The organism is Pseudomonas sp. FYR_2 (assembly GCF_043106425.1).
Classification (GTDB): domain Bacteria; phylum Pseudomonadota; class Gammaproteobacteria; order Pseudomonadales; family Pseudomonadaceae; genus Aquipseudomonas; species Aquipseudomonas monteilii.
Genome location: NZ_JBICMM010000018.1, coordinates 319,368 through 336,653 on the forward strand (window position 1 = coordinate 319,368; position 17,286 = coordinate 336,653).

The window sequence follows — 17,286 nt, forward strand, 5'->3', positions numbered from 1 at the left end:
TGGGGCGGTTTGATGCTCCCACACCCTGTGGGTGCCCGGAATCACCCTTTGGGGTGAGGGGGCGCCCCTTGGCCGACTCACCCCAACGGGTGATTTCGGTACCTGCAGCGGCGTGGGAGTATCTGGTCAACAACGCACCGCACTGGCGGCGGTGCCACTGAATAGAAACGGCAGGCCCACAGTGACTAATCAATTGCTTTCAGAACAGTGGTTCGAGCACCTGGCCAAGGTCACCGAGGCCATCGGCCGCCCGGGCTTCGCCGACAACCTGTTTGCTGCACTTGGCGTGATCCGGTCGATCCAGGCGACCACGGTGTACCTCTACCCGCACGACGGCATGCCTTGCGCGCTGTTCGAGCAGGACGACAAGGCGCCCTGGCAGCCCGAGGGCAATGTCAGCCGCTACCTGTCGGGCTTCTACCTGCTCGACCCGTTTTACGGTGCTTGCGTGGAGCAGGTCGCGTCCGGTTGCTATGGCCTGTTCGAAGTGGCCCCCGACCACTTCGAGGTCAGCGAGTACTACCAGTCGTTCTACCGCCACTCGCACCTGGAAGATGAGCTCAACTACATCCTGCAGGTGGCGCCCGGGCAAAGCCTGGCGGTGTCGCTGGCGTTTACCGACAAGCTCGATACACAGACCCGCGAGCTGTTCGGGCGCGTCACGCCCTGGGTGCTGGCGGTACTCGGCAAGCACTTCGCCGGGCTGGACAGCCGCGCCGGGCGTTTCGAGAACATCCTCGAACAGCGCATCCACGCTGCGCTGAACAACTTCGGCAGCTCGTTGCTGACCGAGCGTGAATGCCGTATTGCCCAGCTGATCCTGCGTGGCCACTCGACCAAGTCGCTGGCCGAGCGCCTGGGTGTTTCGGAAGACACCATCAAATCGCACCGCAAGAACGTCTACGCCAAGCTCGACATCGGTACCCAGTCCGAGCTGTTTTCCCTGTTCATCGACGCGCTGGCCAATGCCCAGGGTGTGCTGGGCAAGGACCCGCTTGAAAGCTACATGGGCAAGCTGCGCTGAGCGACGGCTGCCCTGCAACCCCACCGCAAAGGAAAACCAACAATGAACGCGCCTTTCGCCCCGCAACGCCAGACCCGTGACTACCAGGCAGCCGACGCCGCACACCATATCCATGCCTTCCTCGATCAGAAGGCGCTGAACGCCGAAGGGCCGCGGGTGATCGTGGGGGGCGAACGCATGCACCTGTGGGACAGCGAGGGCAAGCGCTACCTGGATGGCATGTCTGGCCTGTGGTGCACCCAGCTCGGTTATGGCCGCCGTGACCTGACGGCCGCCGCTGCCACGCAGATGGACCAGCTGGCGTACTACAACATGTTCTTCCACACCACCCACCCGGCGGTGATCGAGCTGTCCGAGTTGCTGTTCAGCCTGCTGCCGGGGCACTACAGCCACGCGATCTACACCAACTCGGGCTCCGAGGCCAACGAGGTGCTGATCCGCACCGTGCGCCGCTACTGGCAGGTGGTGGGTCAGCCAAGCAAGAAAATCATGATCGGCCGCTGGAACGGTTACCACGGTTCGACCCTGGCGGCCACTGCACTGGGCGGCATGAAGTTCATGCACGAAATGGGCGGGTTGATTCCGGACGTTGCGCACATCGATGAGCCGTACTGGTACGCAGAGGGTGGCGAGCTGACCCCGGCCGAGTTTGGCCGCCGTTGCGCCTTGCAGCTGGAGGAAAAAATCCTTGAGCTTGGCGCCGAGAACGTTGCCGGCTTTATTGCCGAGCCGTTCCAGGGCGCGGGCGGCATGATCTTCCCGCCGGAAAGCTACTGGCCGGAAATTCAGCGCATTTGCCGCCAGTACGACGTGCTGCTGTGCGCCGATGAGGTGATTGGCGGCTTTGGCCGCACCGGCGAGTGGTTTGCCCACGAATACTTCGGCTTCGAGCCCGACACCCTGTCGATCGCCAAGGGCCTGACCAGTGGCTACGTGCCCATGGGCGGCCTGGTGCTGAGCAAGCGCATTGCCGAGGCGTTGGTAGAGCGCGGTGGGGTGTTTGCCCATGGCCTGACCTATTCCGGCCACCCGGTGGCGGCGGCGGTGGCCATTGCCAACCTGAAGGCGCTGCGCGACGAAGGCATCGTGCACCAGGTGAAGGACGACACCGGGCCCTACCTGCAACGCATCCTGCGCGAGGTGTTCGCTGACCACCCGTTGATCGGCCAGGTGCAGGGTGCCGGACTGGTGGCGGCGTTGCAGTTTGCCGAGCACAAGCCAACGCGCAAGCGTTTTGCCAACGAGAACGACCTGGCCTGGCAGTGCCGTACGTTCGGTTTCGAGGAAGGGGTGATCATTCGCTCGACCCTGGGCCGGATGATCATGGCCCCTGCCTTGATCGCCAACCACAGCGAGCTGGATGAGCTGGTGGAGAAGACGCGGATTGCCGTGGACCGCACGGCCCGGTTGGTCGGCAAACTCTAACCCGCTCGCAAGCCCGACACATTTCTCTGTGGGAGCGGCCGAGCCCGCGAATCAGCCGCCGCAGTGCATGGCACCGGCTTCGCCGGTGTTCGCGGGTAAACCCGCTCCTACAGGAGACGCGCAGCCCTTCACCAAAAGACTGCTCCAAAGGTTTAAGGAGTACAAATGTACACCCTCGAATTCTGGCAACAACGCGCCTCGGACCTGTACCTCCCGTCGCAGGCACTTATCAGCGGCAAAGCCGTCCACGCCCAGGATGGCGCCACCTTCGCCGCCATCAACCCCGCCACCAACGCCGTACTGGCCAAGGTCACTGCCTGCGGCCAGGCTGAAGTCGACCTTGCAGTGGCCAGCGCCCGCCGGGCCTTCGAGCAAGGCCCGTGGCCACGCATGGCCCCCGGCGAGCGCAAGAAGGTGCTGCTGCGCCTGGCCGAGCTGATCATGGCCCATCGCGAAGAACTGGCCTTGCTGGACTCGCTGAACATGGGCAAGCCCGTCATGGATGCCTACACCATCGATGTGCCGGGCTCGGCCCAGGTGTTCGCCTGGTACGGCGAGGCGCTGGACAAACTCTACGACCAAGTGGCACCCACTGCACCCAACGCGCTTGCCACCATTACCCGGGAAGCGCTCGGTGTGGTCGCCGCCGTGGTGCCCTGGAACTTCCCGCTCGACATGGCCGCCTGGAAGCTGGCCCCGGCGCTTGCGGCCGGCAACAGCGTGGTACTCAAACCCGCCGAGCAATCCCCGTTCTCGGCCCTGCGTCTGGCCCAGCTGGCCCTGGAAGCGGGCTTGCCGGAAGGTGTGTTGAACGTGATACCGGGCCTGGGTGAGCAGGCGGGGCAGGCGCTGGGCCTGCACCCCGACGTAGACTGCCTGGTATTCACCGGCTCTACCCAGGTTGGCAAGTACTTCATGCAGTACTCGGCGCAGTCCAACCTCAAGCAAGTGTGGCTGGAATGCGGTGGCAAAAGCCCCAACCTGGTGTTCGATAACTGCCAGGACCTGGACCTGGCGGCGGAAAAGGCCGCCTTCGGCATTTTCTTCAACCAGGGCGAGGTATGCTCCGCCAACTCGCGGCTGTATGTGCAGCGCTCGATCCATGACGAATTCGTCGAGCGCCTGCAGGCCAAGGCACGCCAGTGGATGCCGGGTAACCCGCTGAACCCGGCAAGCCGCGCCGGTGCCATTGTCGATGCCGAGCAGACCGGCCGCATCGAGGCCGCCATTACCCGCGCCGGGCAAGAGGGCGCCAGGTTGGTGTGTGGCGGTCGGCGTTTGACTGTCGAAGGCTCGGACAACTACATCGAGCCGACCATTTTTGCCGGTGTCGAGGGGCGCATGCGCCTGGCGCGGGAGGAAGTGTTCGGGCCGGTGCTGGCGGTCAGCGCCTTCGACACGGAAGAAGAGGCGGTGCGCCTGGCCAACGACAGCCTGTATGGCCTGGCTGCCTCGGTGTGGAGCGATGATTTCAATCAGGTGCACCGGGTGGCGCGGGCGTTGAAGGCCGGCACGGTGTCGGTGAACACGGTAGATGCGCTGGATGTGACGGTGCCGTTCGGCGGGGGCAAGCAGTCGGGGTTTGGCCGCGACTTGTCGCTGCATTCGTTCGACAAATATTCGCAGCTCAAGACCACCTGGTACCAGCTGCGCGCCTGATGCGTTGTTCATGAACTGCGTCGCCTGCTTCGCGGGTTCACCCGCGAAGAGGCCAGCGCAGGGCAGCGATCAGGCCTTGCTGTCGAGCAAGCGCTGATACCGCGACAGGCTCTCTTCCAGGTGTTTGCGCAGCGCCGTGCGCGCACTGGCTACGTCGCCCATGCTGATTGCCGACAGGATTGCCCCGTGTTCACGGGCGATTTTCTTGATATGCGCCTGGCGGTTCTTGCCGGTGACCTGCCCATGCTTGAGGTTCAGGTCGAGGATGATGTCCGGCCCCAGCGCCTCCAGCAGTTGGGTGAAGTGCGGGTTGCTAGTGGCGCGGGCAATCGCCAGGTGGAACTCGAAGTCGGCCTTGGCTTCTTCCTCTTGCGTGGCGCCGTCCAGCGAGTTGAAGCGGTCGAACGCCTCGGTGATCGCCGCCATGCTCGCAGGGCTGCGGCGCTCGGCGGCGCGGGCGACCGATTCGGTCTCGATGCCCAGACGCAGTTCAAGGATCTGCGCTGCAGCGCGTACATCATCGACAACGCTGTCGATGGCGAAGCCGATGCGCTTTACATCCTGCTCGACCACGAATACGCCCACACCCTGGCGAGCGATCAGGCGCCCGCCAAGGCGCAGCGAGGCCACCGCCTCGCGGATGACCGGGCGGCTGACGTTGAACTCTTTGCACAGCTCCTGTTCGGACGGCAGTTTGTCGCCCGGGCCGTAGGTGCCGTTGTCGATCCGGCTGGAAAGCTCCTGGATCACGGTTTCCGCCAGGTTGGCGCGGCGCGTGCCTAACGACGCATTCATAGAAGGGTTGCTCCTGAAACTGATTGGCTCATCACGGTTGATTCTCCGGCAGGTTGCGCGCAGCCCTGATGCCCCTTGCGGCGGGATCCGTAGCCAACCAGCGGTGATGTTGTCGGCATATGTTATCAAACATCTTACTAGTCAGGCTCACGCCCTGCTTTTTGATTGCGTGCATCGCTTGTCGCCGGAAAGATTATTTTACCTTCTCCCGTAGCATACACCCATTGACAGTTGCCTGCTGACTGTTATCTTACAAGTGCGATGGCGTTCCGGCCAATTCGCATGCGGTAAGCGATGTCGAGGTTCGTCCAACCACTACTGGGAGCTGAGCATGAATAACAACAAAGGAGGGCGTACAGCCCTCGCGACCGCGGTAACATTGCTGATGGCCATGGGGACGGCACACGCAGCAGACAGTGAAATCGTCAGGATCGGCTTCGCCGGCCCCCTGACCGGGCCTTCGGCGCACCAGGGACAGGACGTCGAGCATGGCATCCAGATCGCGGTGGAAGAGGCCAACCAGCAGCAGCTGAAAATCGGTGACAAGGTGGCCCGGTTCAAGCTGGTTTCCGAAGACGATGTCGCCGACCCGCGCACAGGCACTGCGGTGGCGCAGCGGCTGGTGGACTCGAAAGTGGCGGTGGTGATTGGTCACTACAACTCTGGCACCAGTATTCCCGCTTCGAAAATCTACGCCGCCGCCGGCATTCCGCAAATCTCGCCTTCGGCCACCAACCCCACCTTGACCCGCCAGGGTATCCCCTCGGTGTTTCGCACCGTCAATGACGACGCCACCCTCGGCCGTTATGCCGGCAATTACCTGGTCAGCCAGCTCAAGGCCCAGCGCATTGCCATCTTCGATGACCGCACTGCGTATGGCCAAGGCCTGGCCGATGAGGTGACCAAGGCGGTCAAGGCGGCGGGTGGCAACGTGGTGGTGCGCGAGTACACCAATGACAAGTCGACCGACTTCAATGCCATCCTCACCACGGCCAAGGCGCAAAAGGCCGATGCAGTGTTCTTTGCCGCCCTCGACTACCAGGCCGCCCCGATGGCCAAGCAGATGAAGAACCTGGGCCTGAAGGCGCGCTTCATGAACATCGGCAACCTGCCCAACGATTCGTTCAGGCAGATGGCCGGCAGCGCCGCCGAAGGCACCTACGCCTGGAACTACGGCACGCCGTTGCAAGACATGCCCAGGGGCGCGGCTTTCGAGCAGAAGCTCAAGGACAAGTTCGGCGTGGGCGTGGTGCAGTCGTCGCCCGCCGCCTATGACGCCACCTGGGCGGCAATCAACGCCATGGTCAAGGCCGGTTCCGACGACCCCAAAGTGTACCTGCCTGTGCTCAAGAGCCAGAGCTACGAAGGCGTCACCGGCACCATCGCCTTCGACGACCAGGGCAACCTGAAGAATCCGGCGGCCACCGTGTTCCAGTTCGCTGACGGCGGCTGGAAAACCCTGTCGGTCGAGCGCGACTAAGCAGCACCTCATAACAAGCAGGCGCCGGCCTGCGACATAACAAGAAGACTTTTCCCACCTGCCAGGCCTGTTGGCGTGTGGCGCTGAGCCGCCGCGCGCCGACGACAACGCAGTTTCGAGGATTCAGCGCGTGGACGGTAATTTCGATATCTTGTTGCAACAGGTCCTCAACGGCCTAGTGCTGGGCAGCATCTATGCCCTGGTAGCCCTGGGCTACACCATGGTCTACGGCATCATCGGCCTGATCAACTTCGCCCACGGCGAGGTGGTGATGGTTGGCGCCATGGTGACCATTTCGGTACTGACAATGCTCGCTGGCGCAGGCTTTGCCCCCGGGCTCATTACCTTGCTTCTGGCGATCATGGCCGCCGCGGTGGTGTGCATGCTGCTGGCCCAGGGAATGGAAAAGTACGCTTATCGGCCCTTGCGCAAAGCCCCGCGGTTAACCCCGCTGATTCTCGCCATTGGCATCTCCATCGCCCTGCAGAATCTGGCGATGATGATCTGGGGGCGCGGCTACAAGACCTTCCCTGAAGTGGTCGAGACGCAGCCGGTCGACGTGTTCGGCGCCACCATCACCAACGTGCAGCTGTCGATCATGCTGATAGCCGTGGTGATCATGCTTGGCCTGTGGCTGCTGGTGGACAAAACCCGCCTGGGCAAGGCCATGCGCGCCACCGCGCAAAACCAGGAAGTGGCCGGGTTGATGGGCATCAACATCAACCGCGTGATCAGCGCCACCTTCCTGATCGGCGCCAGCCTGGGTGCCATCGCCGGGGTAATGCGTGCGATCAACTATGGCCAGGCCGATGCCTACATGGGCTTGCTGCTGGGCCTGAAGGCGTTCTCGGCGGCGGTGCTGGGCGGTATCGGCAACCTGTTCGGCGCCATGGCCGGCGGCCTGTTGCTGGGGCTGATCGAGTCGCTGGCAGCGGGCTACACCGGCCAGATCACCGGCGGTTTCCTGGGCGCCAACTACCAAGACATCTTCGCCTTCGCGGTACTGATTCTGGTGTTGCTGTTCCGGCCAAACGGCCTGCTTGGCGAACGCCAGGCCGACCGGGCGTGAGGAGGCGGTCATGAAAAACCTCAAGACCCAGTACCTGCTGTTGATCCTCGGCTTCATTGCCTTGCCGTTCCTGATCGAGGCCATCCCCATGCTCGGCCCCACCTGGGTGCGCATCCTTGGCTTTGCCATGCTCTACGTGCTGCTGGCGTTGGGCCTGAACATCGTCATCGGTTACGCCGGGCTGCTCGACATGGGCTACATCGGCTTCTACGCCATTGGTGCCTACCTGTACGCACTGCTGGCCTCGCCGCACTTGCAAATGGCCGGCCTGATCGAGGCTGTGCTGGACTGGCCGGTGTGGGTGATCATCCCGCTGGCAGCCGTGGCCGCAGCCATTTGCGGTGTGCTGATCGGGGCGCCGGTGCTCAAGTTGCGCGGCGATTACCTGGCTATCGTCACCCTGGGTTTCGGCGAGATCATCCGCATTTTCATGAACAACCTGGACCAGCCGGTGAACCTCACCAACGGCCCCCAGGGCATCAGCAACATTGCCCCGCTGCATGTCGATTTCGGGCCATGGGCCCATGCGCCGGATGTAGGTGCGGCACCAGTGCTGTCGTTGCAGCAAAGCTGGAGCTTGCTCGGCCTGCAGGTTTCGCCGGTGATCAGCTACTACCTGTTCTTCCTGTTCATCGTCATCCTCTGCATCGTGCTGTCCAAGCGCCTGGAGGTGTCGCGCATCGGCCGTGCCTGGATGGCCCTGCGTGAAGACGAAGTGGCCGCCGAGGCCATGGGCCTGAACAAGCGCAACCTCAAGTTGCTGGCGTTCGCCATGGGCGCGACCTTTGGCGGGGTGTCTGGCGTGCTGTTCTCCAGCTACCAGGGCTTTGTCAGCCCCGAATCGTTCACCCTGATGGAGTCGATCATGGTGCTGGCCATGGTAGTGCTCGGCGGCATGGGCTCGATCCGTGGCGTGGTGCTGGGAGCGCTGATCCTGTCAGTGATGCCCGAGCTGTTCCGCGACCTGGTCAACTGGATCCAGCCATGGGTGATGGACAACGTTACCTTCATCAGCCGCGACATCCTGCGCAACGTGCTGGATGCCTCGACCCTGCGCATGCTGGTGTTCGGCCTGGCGCTGATCCTGGTCATGCGTTTCCGGCCCGAAGGGCTGTGGCCATCCGACCGCCGCCGTGCCGAGCTGCACGAGGGTGAAGCGCAAACAGAGCCCCCGCCGGTCGTTGCAGTACCTCAACAGGCACCCTTCGAACTCCCGATCAAAGAGGCTGACAAGGCATGAGCGATATCCTTCTCGAACTGCATCAGGTCAGTAAATTCTTCGGTGGCCTGCAGGCCCTGCACGGCATCGACCTGAATATTCGCCGTGGCGAGATTCGCGGGCTTTTGGGCCCTAACGGTGCTGGCAAGACCACCCTGTTCAACGTGCTTACCGGCCTGTACCGGGCCGAACAGGGTCGTGTGATGTTCGACGGCAAGCCGCTGCGCATCAGCAAGCCGCACAAGGTGGTGGAGGCGGGTATTTCCCGCACCTTCCAGAACATTCGCCTGTTCCACAACATGACCGCCCTGGAAAACGTGATGATTGGCCGCCATGTGCGCACCCGCAGCGGTGTGTTCGGCGCCATCCTGCGTACCCCGGCCTGCGTGCGTGAAGAGCGCGAAATCCGCCAGGCCGCCCGTTACTGGCTGAATTACGTGGGCATCGGCCACCTGGCCGGCGAGTTGGCCAAGAGCCTGTCCTACGGCGACCAGCGTCGCCTGGAAATCGCCCGGGCACTGGCCACCGAACCCAAGCTGATTGCGCTCGACGAGCCGGCTGCAGGCATGAACGCCTCGGAAACCGAAGGCCTGCGCCAACTGATGTGCAAGATGCAGGCGGATGGCAAAACCGTGTTGTTGATCGAGCACGACGTGAAACTGGTGATGGGCCTGTGCGACCACATCACCGTACTTGAATTCGGTCGCAAGATCGCCGACGGCTTGCCGGCCGACGTGCGCAAGGATCCACGTGTGATCGAGGCTTATCTGGGTGCAGAGGCAGTGGCATGAAGAACATTCTGCAGGTGAGCGACCTGAAGGTCAGTTATGGCGCCATCCAGGCCATCAAGGGCATCGACCTGAGGGTGGGCGAGGGTGAGATGGTGGCGCTGATCGGCGCCAACGGCGCGGGCAAGACCACCACCTTGAAAACCCTGGCCGGGCTACTGAAACCGAGTGCCGGCAGCATCACCTTCGATGGCAAGGCGCACGCGGCGATCAAGGGCCACGACCTGATCCGCGAAGGGCTGGCGCTGGTGCCGGAGGGGCGAGGGATCTTTCCCAAGCTGACGGTGCACGAAAACCTCGAAATGGGCGCCTTCAGCCGGCGCGACGGCAAGGACGCCATCGCTGCCGACATCGAGCGCATGTACGGCATCTTCCCGCGCCTGAAGGAACGCGCCTTCCAGCTGGCCGGCACCATGTCGGGTGGCGAGCAGCAGATGTTGGCGATTTCCCGGGCATTGATGGGGCGGCCCAAGCTGCTGTTGCTGGACGAGCCGTCCATGGGGTTGGCGCCGATCATCGTGCAGAAGATTTTCGAAACCATCGTCGAGGTGGTCAAGGGTGGGGTGACGTTGCTGCTGGTGGAGCAGAACGCCCGGCTGGCATTGCAGACCTGCCAGCGCGCTTACGTGATTGATGGTGGGCGCATCAGCCTGGAAGGCTGCGCCAAGACCTTGCTGCATGACGACCAGGTGAAGAAGGCCTACCTGGGCGAATGATTCACTCACAATGACAAGAGCGTCTGTCCTGGGGTTGAGCGTTTGTATCGCTGGCCTCTTCGCGGGCTTGCCCGCGAAGAGGCCGGTAAGCCCATGCCTGATTTTCGCCCTGGCGAGGCACACCAAAATGCTTAAATGTGTGGCGCGCTGTGAGCCGTCACTCCTCCCGCAAACTCAGGTTTCAGATGCCCCTGCTCATCCAGCAGATAAGCATCCATCACCTCCCGCACCACCGGCCCTGCCACCCGGCCCCCAGCCTCACCGTTCTCGATCATCACCGCCACCACCACACTCGGGTGGTCGGCCGGTGCAAAGCCGACAAACAAGGCGTTGTCACGGTGCCGCTCCAGGGTCTTGTTGCGGTTGTAGCGCTCACCTTGCTTGATCGCCACCACCTGCGCGGTACCACTCTTGCCGGCAATCCGGTACTGTGCCCCCGCTGCCGCCGCACGGGCGATGCCACGCGGGTCGTGCATGACCATCTGCATGCCCTGGCTGACCTGGTCCCAGGCATGTTTGTCGTGCAGCACGATGTTGGGCATCGGGTTAGGGTCGACTGGCGCATCGCCGCCCACGGTCATCGCCAGGTGGGGGCGGTGCCACACCCCTTTGCTCGCCAGCAGGCTGGTGGCCTGGGCCAGTTGCAGCGGGGTGACCTGCATGTAGCCCTGGCCAATGCCCAGGATCAGCGTTTCGCCCGGGAACCATGCCTGGCGGCGCGTGGCGCGCTTCCACTCGGCCGACGGCATCAGCCCGGAGGCTTCCTCGAACATGTCCAGTGACACCTTCTGGCCCAGCCCGAATTCGGCCATGTAGTCGTGCAGGCGGTCGATGCCCAGCTTGTGCGCCAGGTCGTAGAAGTAAGTGTCGTTGGAGCGCATGATGGCGGTGTACATGTCCACCCAGCCGTCGCCGCTGCGGTTCCAGTTGCGGTACTTGTGGTCGTAGTTGGGCAGCTCGTAGTAGCCCGGGTCGAATACACGGCTACCCGGGGTGATCACGCCGCTGTCGAGGCCTGCGATGGCTACCTCCGGCTTCACCGTCGAGCCTGGGGCATACAGGCCGCGCAGCACGCGGTTGAACAGCGGGCGGTCGATGGAATCGCGCAGTTCGGCGTACTGCTTGAAGCTGATGCCTTTGACGAACAGGTTGGGGTCGAAGCTGGGGTTGCTGACCATTGCCAGTACATCGCCATTGGCCGGGTCCAGCACCACCACCGAGCCGCGGCGGTCGCCCAGCGCTTTTTCTGCGGCTATCTGCAGGTGGGCGTCCAGGGTCAGGACGATGTCCTGGCCCGGGGTCGGGTCCTTGTGGTTGAGCACGCGCATCACCCGGCCCTGGGCGTTGGTCTCGACCTCTTCGTAGCCCACGTGGCCGTGCAGCTGGCTTTCGTAGAAGTGTTCGATGCCGGTCTTGCCGATCGATTGGGTGCCTCGGTACTCGGTACTGTTGAGGACCTTGGCCTCTTTCTCGTTGATACGCCCCACATAGCCTACCGAATGGGCGAAATGTTCGGCCAGCGGGTACTCGCGGATGAACTGCGGCTCAACCTCCAGGCCTGGCAGGCGGAACTGGTTCACGGCCACCAGGGCGATCTGCTCTTCGCTCAGGCCCACCATCAAGGTGACGGGCTCGAACGGTTTGCGGCCCCGGCGCAGGTCCTTGTCGAACTGCTTGCGGTCGTCGTCGGTCAGGCCCAGTACCTGGGTCAGGGCATCGAGCACCTTGGCCGAGTCGCCACCGGCCCGCTCGCGGGTCATGGTCAGGTCGAAGCTGGGTTTGTTGTCTGCCAATACCACGCCGTTGCGGTCGTAAATCAGCCCGCGTTCGGGGGCGATGGGCAGTACGTGCACGCGGTTGTTTTCCGACACGGCTGTCTGCTGGTCGTGCTGCAGCACCTGCAATACGTACAGCCGTCCCACCAGAACGGCACACAGGCTGAACACCAGGGCGGCGCAGGCCAGAAGCCGGCGGTTGACCAGGTGCTTTTCCTTTTCGTGGTCCTTGAGGGGGATGGGCTGTGGCATCAGGGCTCTTCTTTCTACGGGTATCGCGTTGGCCGTGCGGGCGCGCGAACGGGCGGGGGATGCTACGCAACACGCCCCGCAGCCTCAAGGTGAGTGGAGCCCATCAGAAATCGCGTAGGGGCTGTGTGCCCCGTGATCAGGGCGCTGGCGCACATCATGAAGATTTGTTCATGGCTAACCCTGGGTGAAGGGGATTGGGGGCGATTCTGGTGTATTTGTGGATCCATAGATAAAATTTGTGCGATAAACGAACAAGAAATCATTTATAGGATAAATGTATAAGCTGTTGAAAATACGTAATAAAATTTTATTTTAGTCGTTTTATTTCTTTGTTAACCGCGTTTCACCCCGAGCCTCCACCTTCGAAGTGATTGTTTGTGGATCCACTATCTGGTTGATTAGCGCCTGACAACGGCCGGAGCCCTCCAGCCGTATGCGACAACAATTACAAAAAGGGTCCAGTCATGAGTGGTTTTCCAGGGCTACGGAACCGTCAGGGTTCCTTGCGCTTTGCCTGCGTGTGCGTATCTGTTCTCCCACCTGTGAACCGGCAGGTGACCTTATGAATGCCGATCTCAAGCAACGCCTGGACAACGACCCGATGGGCCGCTTCCAGTGCCTGGCCATTGGTATTTGCATCATCCTCAACATGATCGATGGCTTCGACGTACTGGTGATGGCCTTCACGGCTGCCTCGGTGTCTGCCGAGTGGGGCCTGAACGGGGCACAGGTAGGGCTGCTGCTCAGCGCCGGCCTGTTCGGCATGGCGGCCGGCTCGTTGTTCATTGCGCCGTGGGCCGACCGCTTTGGTCGCCGCCCGCTGATCCTGCTGTGTTTGGCGCTGTCTGGTGTCGGCATGCTGCTTTCGGCGATGAGCCAAACCCCGTTGCAACTGGCGTTGCTGCGTGGCCTGACCGGGCTGGGCATCGGCGGCATCCTGGCCAGCAGCAACGTGATTGCCAGTGAGTACGCCAGCAAACGCTGGCGCGGGCTGGCGGTGAGCCTGCAGTCCACCGGCTACGCCCTGGGCGCGACGTTGGGCGGCTTGCTGGCGGTGTGGCTGCTGGGGCAATGGGGCTGGCGCTCGGTGTTCCTGTTTGGCGGCATTGTCACCGTGCTGGTGATCCCGCTGGTGCTGCTGTGGTTGCCGGAGTCGCTGGACTTTCTGCTGGCACGTCGCCCGGCCAATGCGCTGGCACGGGTCAATCGCCTGGCCGTTCGCCTCGGCCAGCCGGCGCTGGCACAACTGCCAACACCCACTGCAAGGGAACAGGGCGCCGCCAGCGGCTTCCGGCAACTGCTGGCGCCTGCCATGCGCCGCACCACGCTGGTGATCTGGCTGCTGTTTTTCCTGGTCATGTTCGGCTTCTACTTCGTCATGAGCTGGACGCCGAAACTGCTGGTTGCCGCTGGCCTGTCGGCACAGCAGGGCATTACCGGCGGGGTGCTGCTGAGCGTCGGCGGCATCCTCGGTGCGGCGCTGATCGGCGGCCTGGCTTCGCGTTGGCCGCTCACACGGGTGCTGGCGTTGTTCATGCTTATCACCGCAGCGCTGCTGGTGTTGTTCGTGGCCAATGGCGCATCGGTCAGTGCGGCGCTGGCGTTGGGGCTGCTGATCGGGCTGTTTTCCAATGGCTGCGTGGCCGGGCTGTATGCGTTGTCGCCGGTGGTCTATGACGCTTCGGTACGTGCGACAGGCGTGGGTTGGGGCATCGGCATCGGGCGCATGGGGGCGATCCTGTCGCCCACCGTGGCCGGTGTGTTGCTCGATGGTGGCTGGCAACCGCTGCACCTGTACGGGGTGTTCGCCAGCGTGTTCGTGCTGGCGGCAGGGTGCTTGCTGTTGCTGCGACCGGTGGCCAAGCCGGCACCTGCTCTACCTACCGATGCATTGAGCCACTAAGTGCCGCCCGGCCTGGCCGGGCACCTGAATGCAGCTTATCGCCCCAGGTGTCTGTTGGTCTGGGGCTGGCGGCTGCGCCCAAGTAAAGCGGAGAACAATAATAATGATGCACACAACTTGCACGCTGGCCCGTTCGGTCCTGGCGGTATCGCTGGCGCTTGGCCTGGGTTTGCCGGCCTGGGGCGAGGAGGGAGGCTTCCTTGACGATGCCAAGGCCGGGCTGACCCTGCGCAACTATTACTTCAACCGCGATTTCCGCGACCCGGGGGCGGCCAAGAGCAAGGTCGAAGAATGGGCCCAGGGCTTCATCTTCAAGTTCAGCTCTGGCTACACCCCGGGGGTGATCGGTGTTGGCCTGGACGGTATCGCCATGTTCGGTGTGAAGCTGGACAGCGGCGGTGGCACCAGCGGTTCCGAATTGCTGCCGGTGCACGATGACGGGCGTGCAACCGACGATTATGGCCGGGCAGGGTTGGCGGCGAAGCTGCGTATTTCCGCGACCGAACTGAAGGTTGGTGAGCTGCTGCCCGACATCCCTCTGCTGCGCTACGACGATGGCCGCCTGCTGCCGCAGACATTCCGTGGGGCGATGCTTGATTCGCGAGAGATCGAAGGCTTGAGTCTGCAGGTCGGCCAGTACCGTGAAGTAAGCCTGCGCAACTCGTCCGACATGCAAGACCTTTCTGCCTGGGCCGCGCCCGGGGTCACCTCGGACGGCTTCAACTACGCCGGTGCCGAGTACCGCTTCAACCAGCAGCGCACACTGATCGGTGCCTGGCATTCGCAGCTGGAGGACATCTTCCAGCAAAGCTACTTCAACCTGCTGCACAACCAACGGGTGGGGGAGTGGACGTTGGGGGCCAATCTTGGCTATTTCATCGACCGGGATGACGGCCAGGCGCGCATCGGCGACATCCAGAGCCGTACGGGTTACGCCTTGCTGTCGGCCTCGCACAGTGGCCACACGCTGTACCTGGGGTTGCAGAAGGTCAGTGGCGACAGCCAGTGGATGTCGGTGTATGGCAGCAGTGGCCGTACCTTGGGCAACGACATGTTCAACGGCAACTTCAGCAACGCCGACGAGCGCTCGTGGCAAGTGCGTTATGACTACAACTTTGCCGCATTGGGGGTGCCAGGGCTGTTGGCCATGGTGCGTTACGGGCATGGTGAGAACGCGACCACGGCGGCCGGCCGCAATGGCAAGGAGTGGGAGCGCGATACCGAAGTGAACTACACCTTCCAGAGCGGGGCGTTGAAAAACCTTAACATCCGGCTGAACAACGCGACCAACCGGCGTAGCTTCAACAGTGATTTCGATCAGACCCGCCTGATTGTCAGCTATCCGCTGTCGCTATAAAGCTTTTACCGCGCCGCCTTTAAGGCATTGGGGCTGCGCAGCAGCCCCAATGACACGCCGCACCGTCTCTCGTATTGCCCGAACAAACCAACAGCACCTCCCCGCCATACGCTAAGATGCCCGCTCATGTCCCTGGAAGTAGCCCAGATGAGCAAGCCTGGTCAAATGGTGCTGGTCGCGTTGCGCAAGATGATCGCCTCGGGCGAGCTTGCAGCTGGCGAGCGCTTGATGGAAGTCCCCACCGCCGAACTGTTCGGCGTGTCACGCATGCCGGTGCGCATGGCGTTTCGCACCCTTGAGCAGGAAGGTCTGCTGGTGCGTTTTGGCGGTCGGGGTTTTCAGGTGCGTTCGGTCAGTGCCGATGACATCGCCGGCGCCGTCGAGGTACGCGGCGTACTGGAAGGCCTGGCTGCCCGCCAGGCTGCGGAACGTGGCCTGTCAGCCCAGGCCCGCGAAGCGCTGCAACGTTGCCTGGTCGAAGGCGACCAGTTGTTCGACAAGGGCTTCGTCACCGAGGAAGACCTGCAGGCCTACCACGATCTCAACATGCGCTTTCACCAGGTTATCATCGAAGCCAGCCACAACCCGGCCATCGCCGATGCCCTGGCGCGCAACGATCACCTGCCGTTTGCCTCCGTCACAGCGCTGGCCGTGGACCGCCACGACCTGCCCCGCGAATACCGGCGCTTCAACTTCGCGCACATGCAACACCATGCGGCGTTCGATGCCTTGGTCAATCGCCAGGGCGCCCGCGCCGAAGCCATCATGCGCGAGCACGCCAACGCCACCTTGCGCTACGCCGAAACCTTCGGCGGGGCAATGGTGGAAGAGGGCATGAAGGTGATTCTGCCCTCGTCGTAGGCCGGTTCAGATATCCAGCACCAGCAGGGGTGTCTTCGAGCGCGAGCAGCAGGGCGTGAACTGGTCGTTCAGCGCCTGCTCTTCGTCGGTCAGGAACATGTCGCGATGGTCTGGCGTGCCTTGCAGCACGCGCGTCAGGCAGGTGCCGCAAATGCCCTGTTCGCACGACACCGCAACCTCGATGCCGTGCTGTTCCAGTACCTGCACCACCGTCTGGTCGGCAGGCACCTCGAACACCCGGCCGGTGCTGCCGACCTGTACCGAGAAGCTGCCGTCGTTGCTGGCATCCACCGGCGCTGCGGCAAAATATTCCCGATGCAGGCAAGCCTCCTGCCAGCCCAGGCCCCTGGCGCTGTCCAGCACATGCTGCATGAAACCACCTGGCCCACACACATACAGGTGTACATCCGGCTGCGGGTTATCCAGCACCCGGGCGATGTCCAGTGCCGTTTCCGGCTGCTCGTCAAAATGCACGAACAGGCGGTCGGCGAAAGGCGCTTTACGAATGCGTTCAACAAAGGCGGCACGCTCACTCGAGCGGGCGCAGTAGTGCAGTTCGAAATCCCCACCGCTTTGCGCCAGCTGCTCGGCCATGCATAGGATAGGGGTAATCCCGATACCTCCGGCAAACAGCACACTGCGCCGAGCCCCTTCCGCCAGCGGGAACAGGTTGCGGGGTTCGCTGATGCGCAGGCGTGCGCCGGCCTGTACCTGCTCGTGCAGGCGGCGTGAACCACCCCGCGAGGCCGGGTCGTTGAGCACACCGATCAGGTAGCGGTGGCGCTCTTCGGGGTGGTTGCACAAGGAATACTGGCGCACCAGCCCATCGGGCAAGTGCACATCTATATGTGAGCCCGCGCTGAACGCGGGCAGCAGGCTGCCATCCGCTGCTGCCAGCTCGAAGCTGCAAATGCCCTGCGCTTCATCGTTGCGGGAAACCACTACGGCATCGATCATCTTGGC

Annotated in this window: 14 protein-coding genes; 11 read left to right on the forward strand and 3 right to left on the reverse strand. The window is 62.9% G+C overall.

The window, feature by feature from the left end; all coding sequences use genetic code 11:
- Window positions 1-181 precede the first annotated feature (181 nt).
- From ACF8R4_RS09125 to ACF8R4_RS09135, 3 genes are all read left to right on the forward strand, one after another.
- Complete coding sequence (locus ACF8R4_RS09125; RefSeq protein WP_060497158.1) at window positions 182-1,024, forward strand: helix-turn-helix transcriptional regulator; 843 nt, start codon at window positions 182-184, stop codon at window positions 1,022-1,024.
- Between the two features lie 42 nt (window positions 1,025-1,066).
- Entirely contained in the window at window positions 1,067-2,449 is a 1,383-nt protein-coding gene (locus ACF8R4_RS09130; protein ID WP_060497157.1) for an aspartate aminotransferase family protein, read from the forward strand.
- 165 nt (window positions 2,450-2,614) lie between these two features.
- Window positions 2,615-4,108, forward strand: coding sequence for an aldehyde dehydrogenase (locus ACF8R4_RS09135; RefSeq protein WP_392492257.1), 1,494 nt, complete (start codon window positions 2,615-2,617; stop codon window positions 4,106-4,108).
- 69 nt (window positions 4,109-4,177) lie between these two features.
- Here the strand turns inward: ACF8R4_RS09135 and ACF8R4_RS09140 are convergent, their stop codons facing one another.
- Window positions 4,178-4,903 (reverse strand): FadR/GntR family transcriptional regulator, encoded by a 726-nt coding sequence (locus ACF8R4_RS09140; protein WP_016714594.1) that lies wholly within the window; start codon window positions 4,901-4,903, stop codon window positions 4,178-4,180.
- A gap of 331 nt (window positions 4,904-5,234) precedes the next feature.
- Between ACF8R4_RS09140 and ACF8R4_RS09145 the strand changes: the two genes are divergently transcribed.
- From ACF8R4_RS09145 to ACF8R4_RS09165, 5 genes are all read left to right on the forward strand, one after another.
- Window positions 5,235-6,383, forward strand: a complete 1,149-nt coding sequence (locus tag ACF8R4_RS09145) for a branched-chain amino acid ABC transporter substrate-binding protein (RefSeq protein WP_392492259.1) — start codon at window positions 5,235-5,237, stop codon at window positions 6,381-6,383.
- 130 nt (window positions 6,384-6,513) lie between these two features.
- Window positions 6,514-7,452 (forward strand): branched-chain amino acid ABC transporter permease, encoded by a 939-nt coding sequence (locus ACF8R4_RS09150; RefSeq protein ID WP_060497153.1) that lies wholly within the window; start codon window positions 6,514-6,516, stop codon window positions 7,450-7,452.
- Between the two features lie 10 nt (window positions 7,453-7,462).
- Window positions 7,463-8,692, forward strand: a complete 1,230-nt coding sequence (locus ACF8R4_RS09155; RefSeq protein ID WP_164524634.1) for an ABC transporter ATP-binding protein — start codon at window positions 7,463-7,465, stop codon at window positions 8,690-8,692.
- On the forward strand, window positions 8,689-9,462 hold the full coding sequence (locus ACF8R4_RS09160) for an ABC transporter ATP-binding protein (protein ID WP_060497151.1): 774 nt from the start codon (window positions 8,689-8,691) through the stop codon (window positions 9,460-9,462). The genes ACF8R4_RS09155 and ACF8R4_RS09160 overlap by 4 nt, the downstream gene beginning before the upstream one ends.
- A complete protein-coding gene (locus tag ACF8R4_RS09165) occupies window positions 9,459-10,175 on the forward strand; it encodes an ABC transporter ATP-binding protein (protein ID WP_060497150.1) in 717 nt (238 codons plus the stop codon). The genes ACF8R4_RS09160 and ACF8R4_RS09165 overlap by 4 nt, the downstream gene beginning before the upstream one ends.
- A gap of 131 nt (window positions 10,176-10,306) precedes the next feature.
- Here ACF8R4_RS09165 and mrdA read toward each other — a convergent pair whose 3' ends face one another.
- Window positions 10,307-12,202 carry a penicillin-binding protein 2 gene (mrdA, locus tag ACF8R4_RS09170; RefSeq protein WP_392492263.1) on the reverse strand — a complete coding sequence of 632 codons (1,896 nt, stop codon included), beginning with the start codon at window positions 12,200-12,202 and terminating at the stop codon, window positions 10,307-10,309.
- 562 nt (window positions 12,203-12,764) lie between these two features.
- Here mrdA and ACF8R4_RS09175 point away from each other — a divergent pair.
- The 3 genes from ACF8R4_RS09175 to ACF8R4_RS09185 all read left to right on the forward strand — a co-directional run bounded on the left by ACF8R4_RS09175 (window position 12,765) and on the right by ACF8R4_RS09185 (window position 16,323).
- The gene (locus ACF8R4_RS09175) at window positions 12,765-14,105 is read left to right on the forward strand and encodes an MFS transporter (RefSeq protein WP_104834553.1); all 1,341 of its coding nucleotides are present in this window, start codon (window positions 12,765-12,767) and stop codon (window positions 14,103-14,105) included.
- Between the two features lie 103 nt (window positions 14,106-14,208).
- Window positions 14,209-15,462, forward strand: a complete 1,254-nt coding sequence (locus ACF8R4_RS09180) for an OprD family porin (RefSeq protein WP_177337065.1) — start codon at window positions 14,209-14,211, stop codon at window positions 15,460-15,462.
- A 147-nt stretch (window positions 15,463-15,609) separates the two neighbouring features.
- On the forward strand, window positions 15,610-16,323 hold the full coding sequence (locus tag ACF8R4_RS09185; protein ID WP_392492291.1) for a GntR family transcriptional regulator: 714 nt from the start codon (window positions 15,610-15,612) through the stop codon (window positions 16,321-16,323).
- A gap of 6 nt (window positions 16,324-16,329) precedes the next feature.
- Here the strand turns inward: ACF8R4_RS09185 and ACF8R4_RS09190 are convergent, their stop codons facing one another.
- The gene (locus tag ACF8R4_RS09190) at window positions 16,330-17,280 is read right to left on the reverse strand and encodes a PDR/VanB family oxidoreductase (RefSeq protein WP_156867411.1); all 951 of its coding nucleotides are present in this window, start codon (window positions 17,278-17,280) and stop codon (window positions 16,330-16,332) included.
- Window positions 17,281-17,286: the final 6 nt, after the last annotated feature.

What these genes read in the sequence shown, in the direction of transcription:
- ACF8R4_RS09130 (WP_060497157.1), top strand. Translation starts at nt 1,067, where the DNA reads ATGAACGCGCCTTTCGCCCCGCAACGCCAGACCCGTGACTACCAGGCA.
- ACF8R4_RS09135 (WP_392492257.1), top strand. Translation starts at nt 2,615, where the DNA reads ATGTACACCCTCGAATTCTGGCAACAACGCGCCTCGGACCTGTACCTC.
- ACF8R4_RS09140 (WP_016714594.1), bottom strand. Translation starts at nt 4,903, where the DNA reads ATGAATGCGTCGTTAGGCACGCGCCGCGCCAACCTGGCGGAAACCGTG.
- ACF8R4_RS09145 (WP_392492259.1), top strand. Translation starts at nt 5,235, where the DNA reads ATGAATAACAACAAAGGAGGGCGTACAGCCCTCGCGACCGCGGTAACA.
- ACF8R4_RS09155 (WP_164524634.1), top strand. Translation starts at nt 7,463, where the DNA reads ATGAAAAACCTCAAGACCCAGTACCTGCTGTTGATCCTCGGCTTCATT.
- ACF8R4_RS09160 (WP_060497151.1), top strand. Translation starts at nt 8,689, where the DNA reads ATGAGCGATATCCTTCTCGAACTGCATCAGGTCAGTAAATTCTTCGGT.
- ACF8R4_RS09165 (WP_060497150.1), top strand. Translation starts at nt 9,459, where the DNA reads ATGAAGAACATTCTGCAGGTGAGCGACCTGAAGGTCAGTTATGGCGCC.
- mrdA (WP_392492263.1), bottom strand. Translation starts at nt 12,202, where the DNA reads ATGCCACAGCCCATCCCCCTCAAGGACCACGAAAAGGAAAAGCACCTG.
- ACF8R4_RS09175 (WP_104834553.1), top strand. Translation starts at nt 12,765, where the DNA reads ATGAATGCCGATCTCAAGCAACGCCTGGACAACGACCCGATGGGCCGC.
- ACF8R4_RS09180 (WP_177337065.1), top strand. Translation starts at nt 14,209, where the DNA reads ATGATGCACACAACTTGCACGCTGGCCCGTTCGGTCCTGGCGGTATCG.
- ACF8R4_RS09185 (WP_392492291.1), top strand. Translation starts at nt 15,610, where the DNA reads ATGAGCAAGCCTGGTCAAATGGTGCTGGTCGCGTTGCGCAAGATGATC.
- ACF8R4_RS09190 (WP_156867411.1), bottom strand. Translation starts at nt 17,280, where the DNA reads ATGATCGATGCCGTAGTGGTTTCCCGCAACGATGAAGCGCAGGGCATT.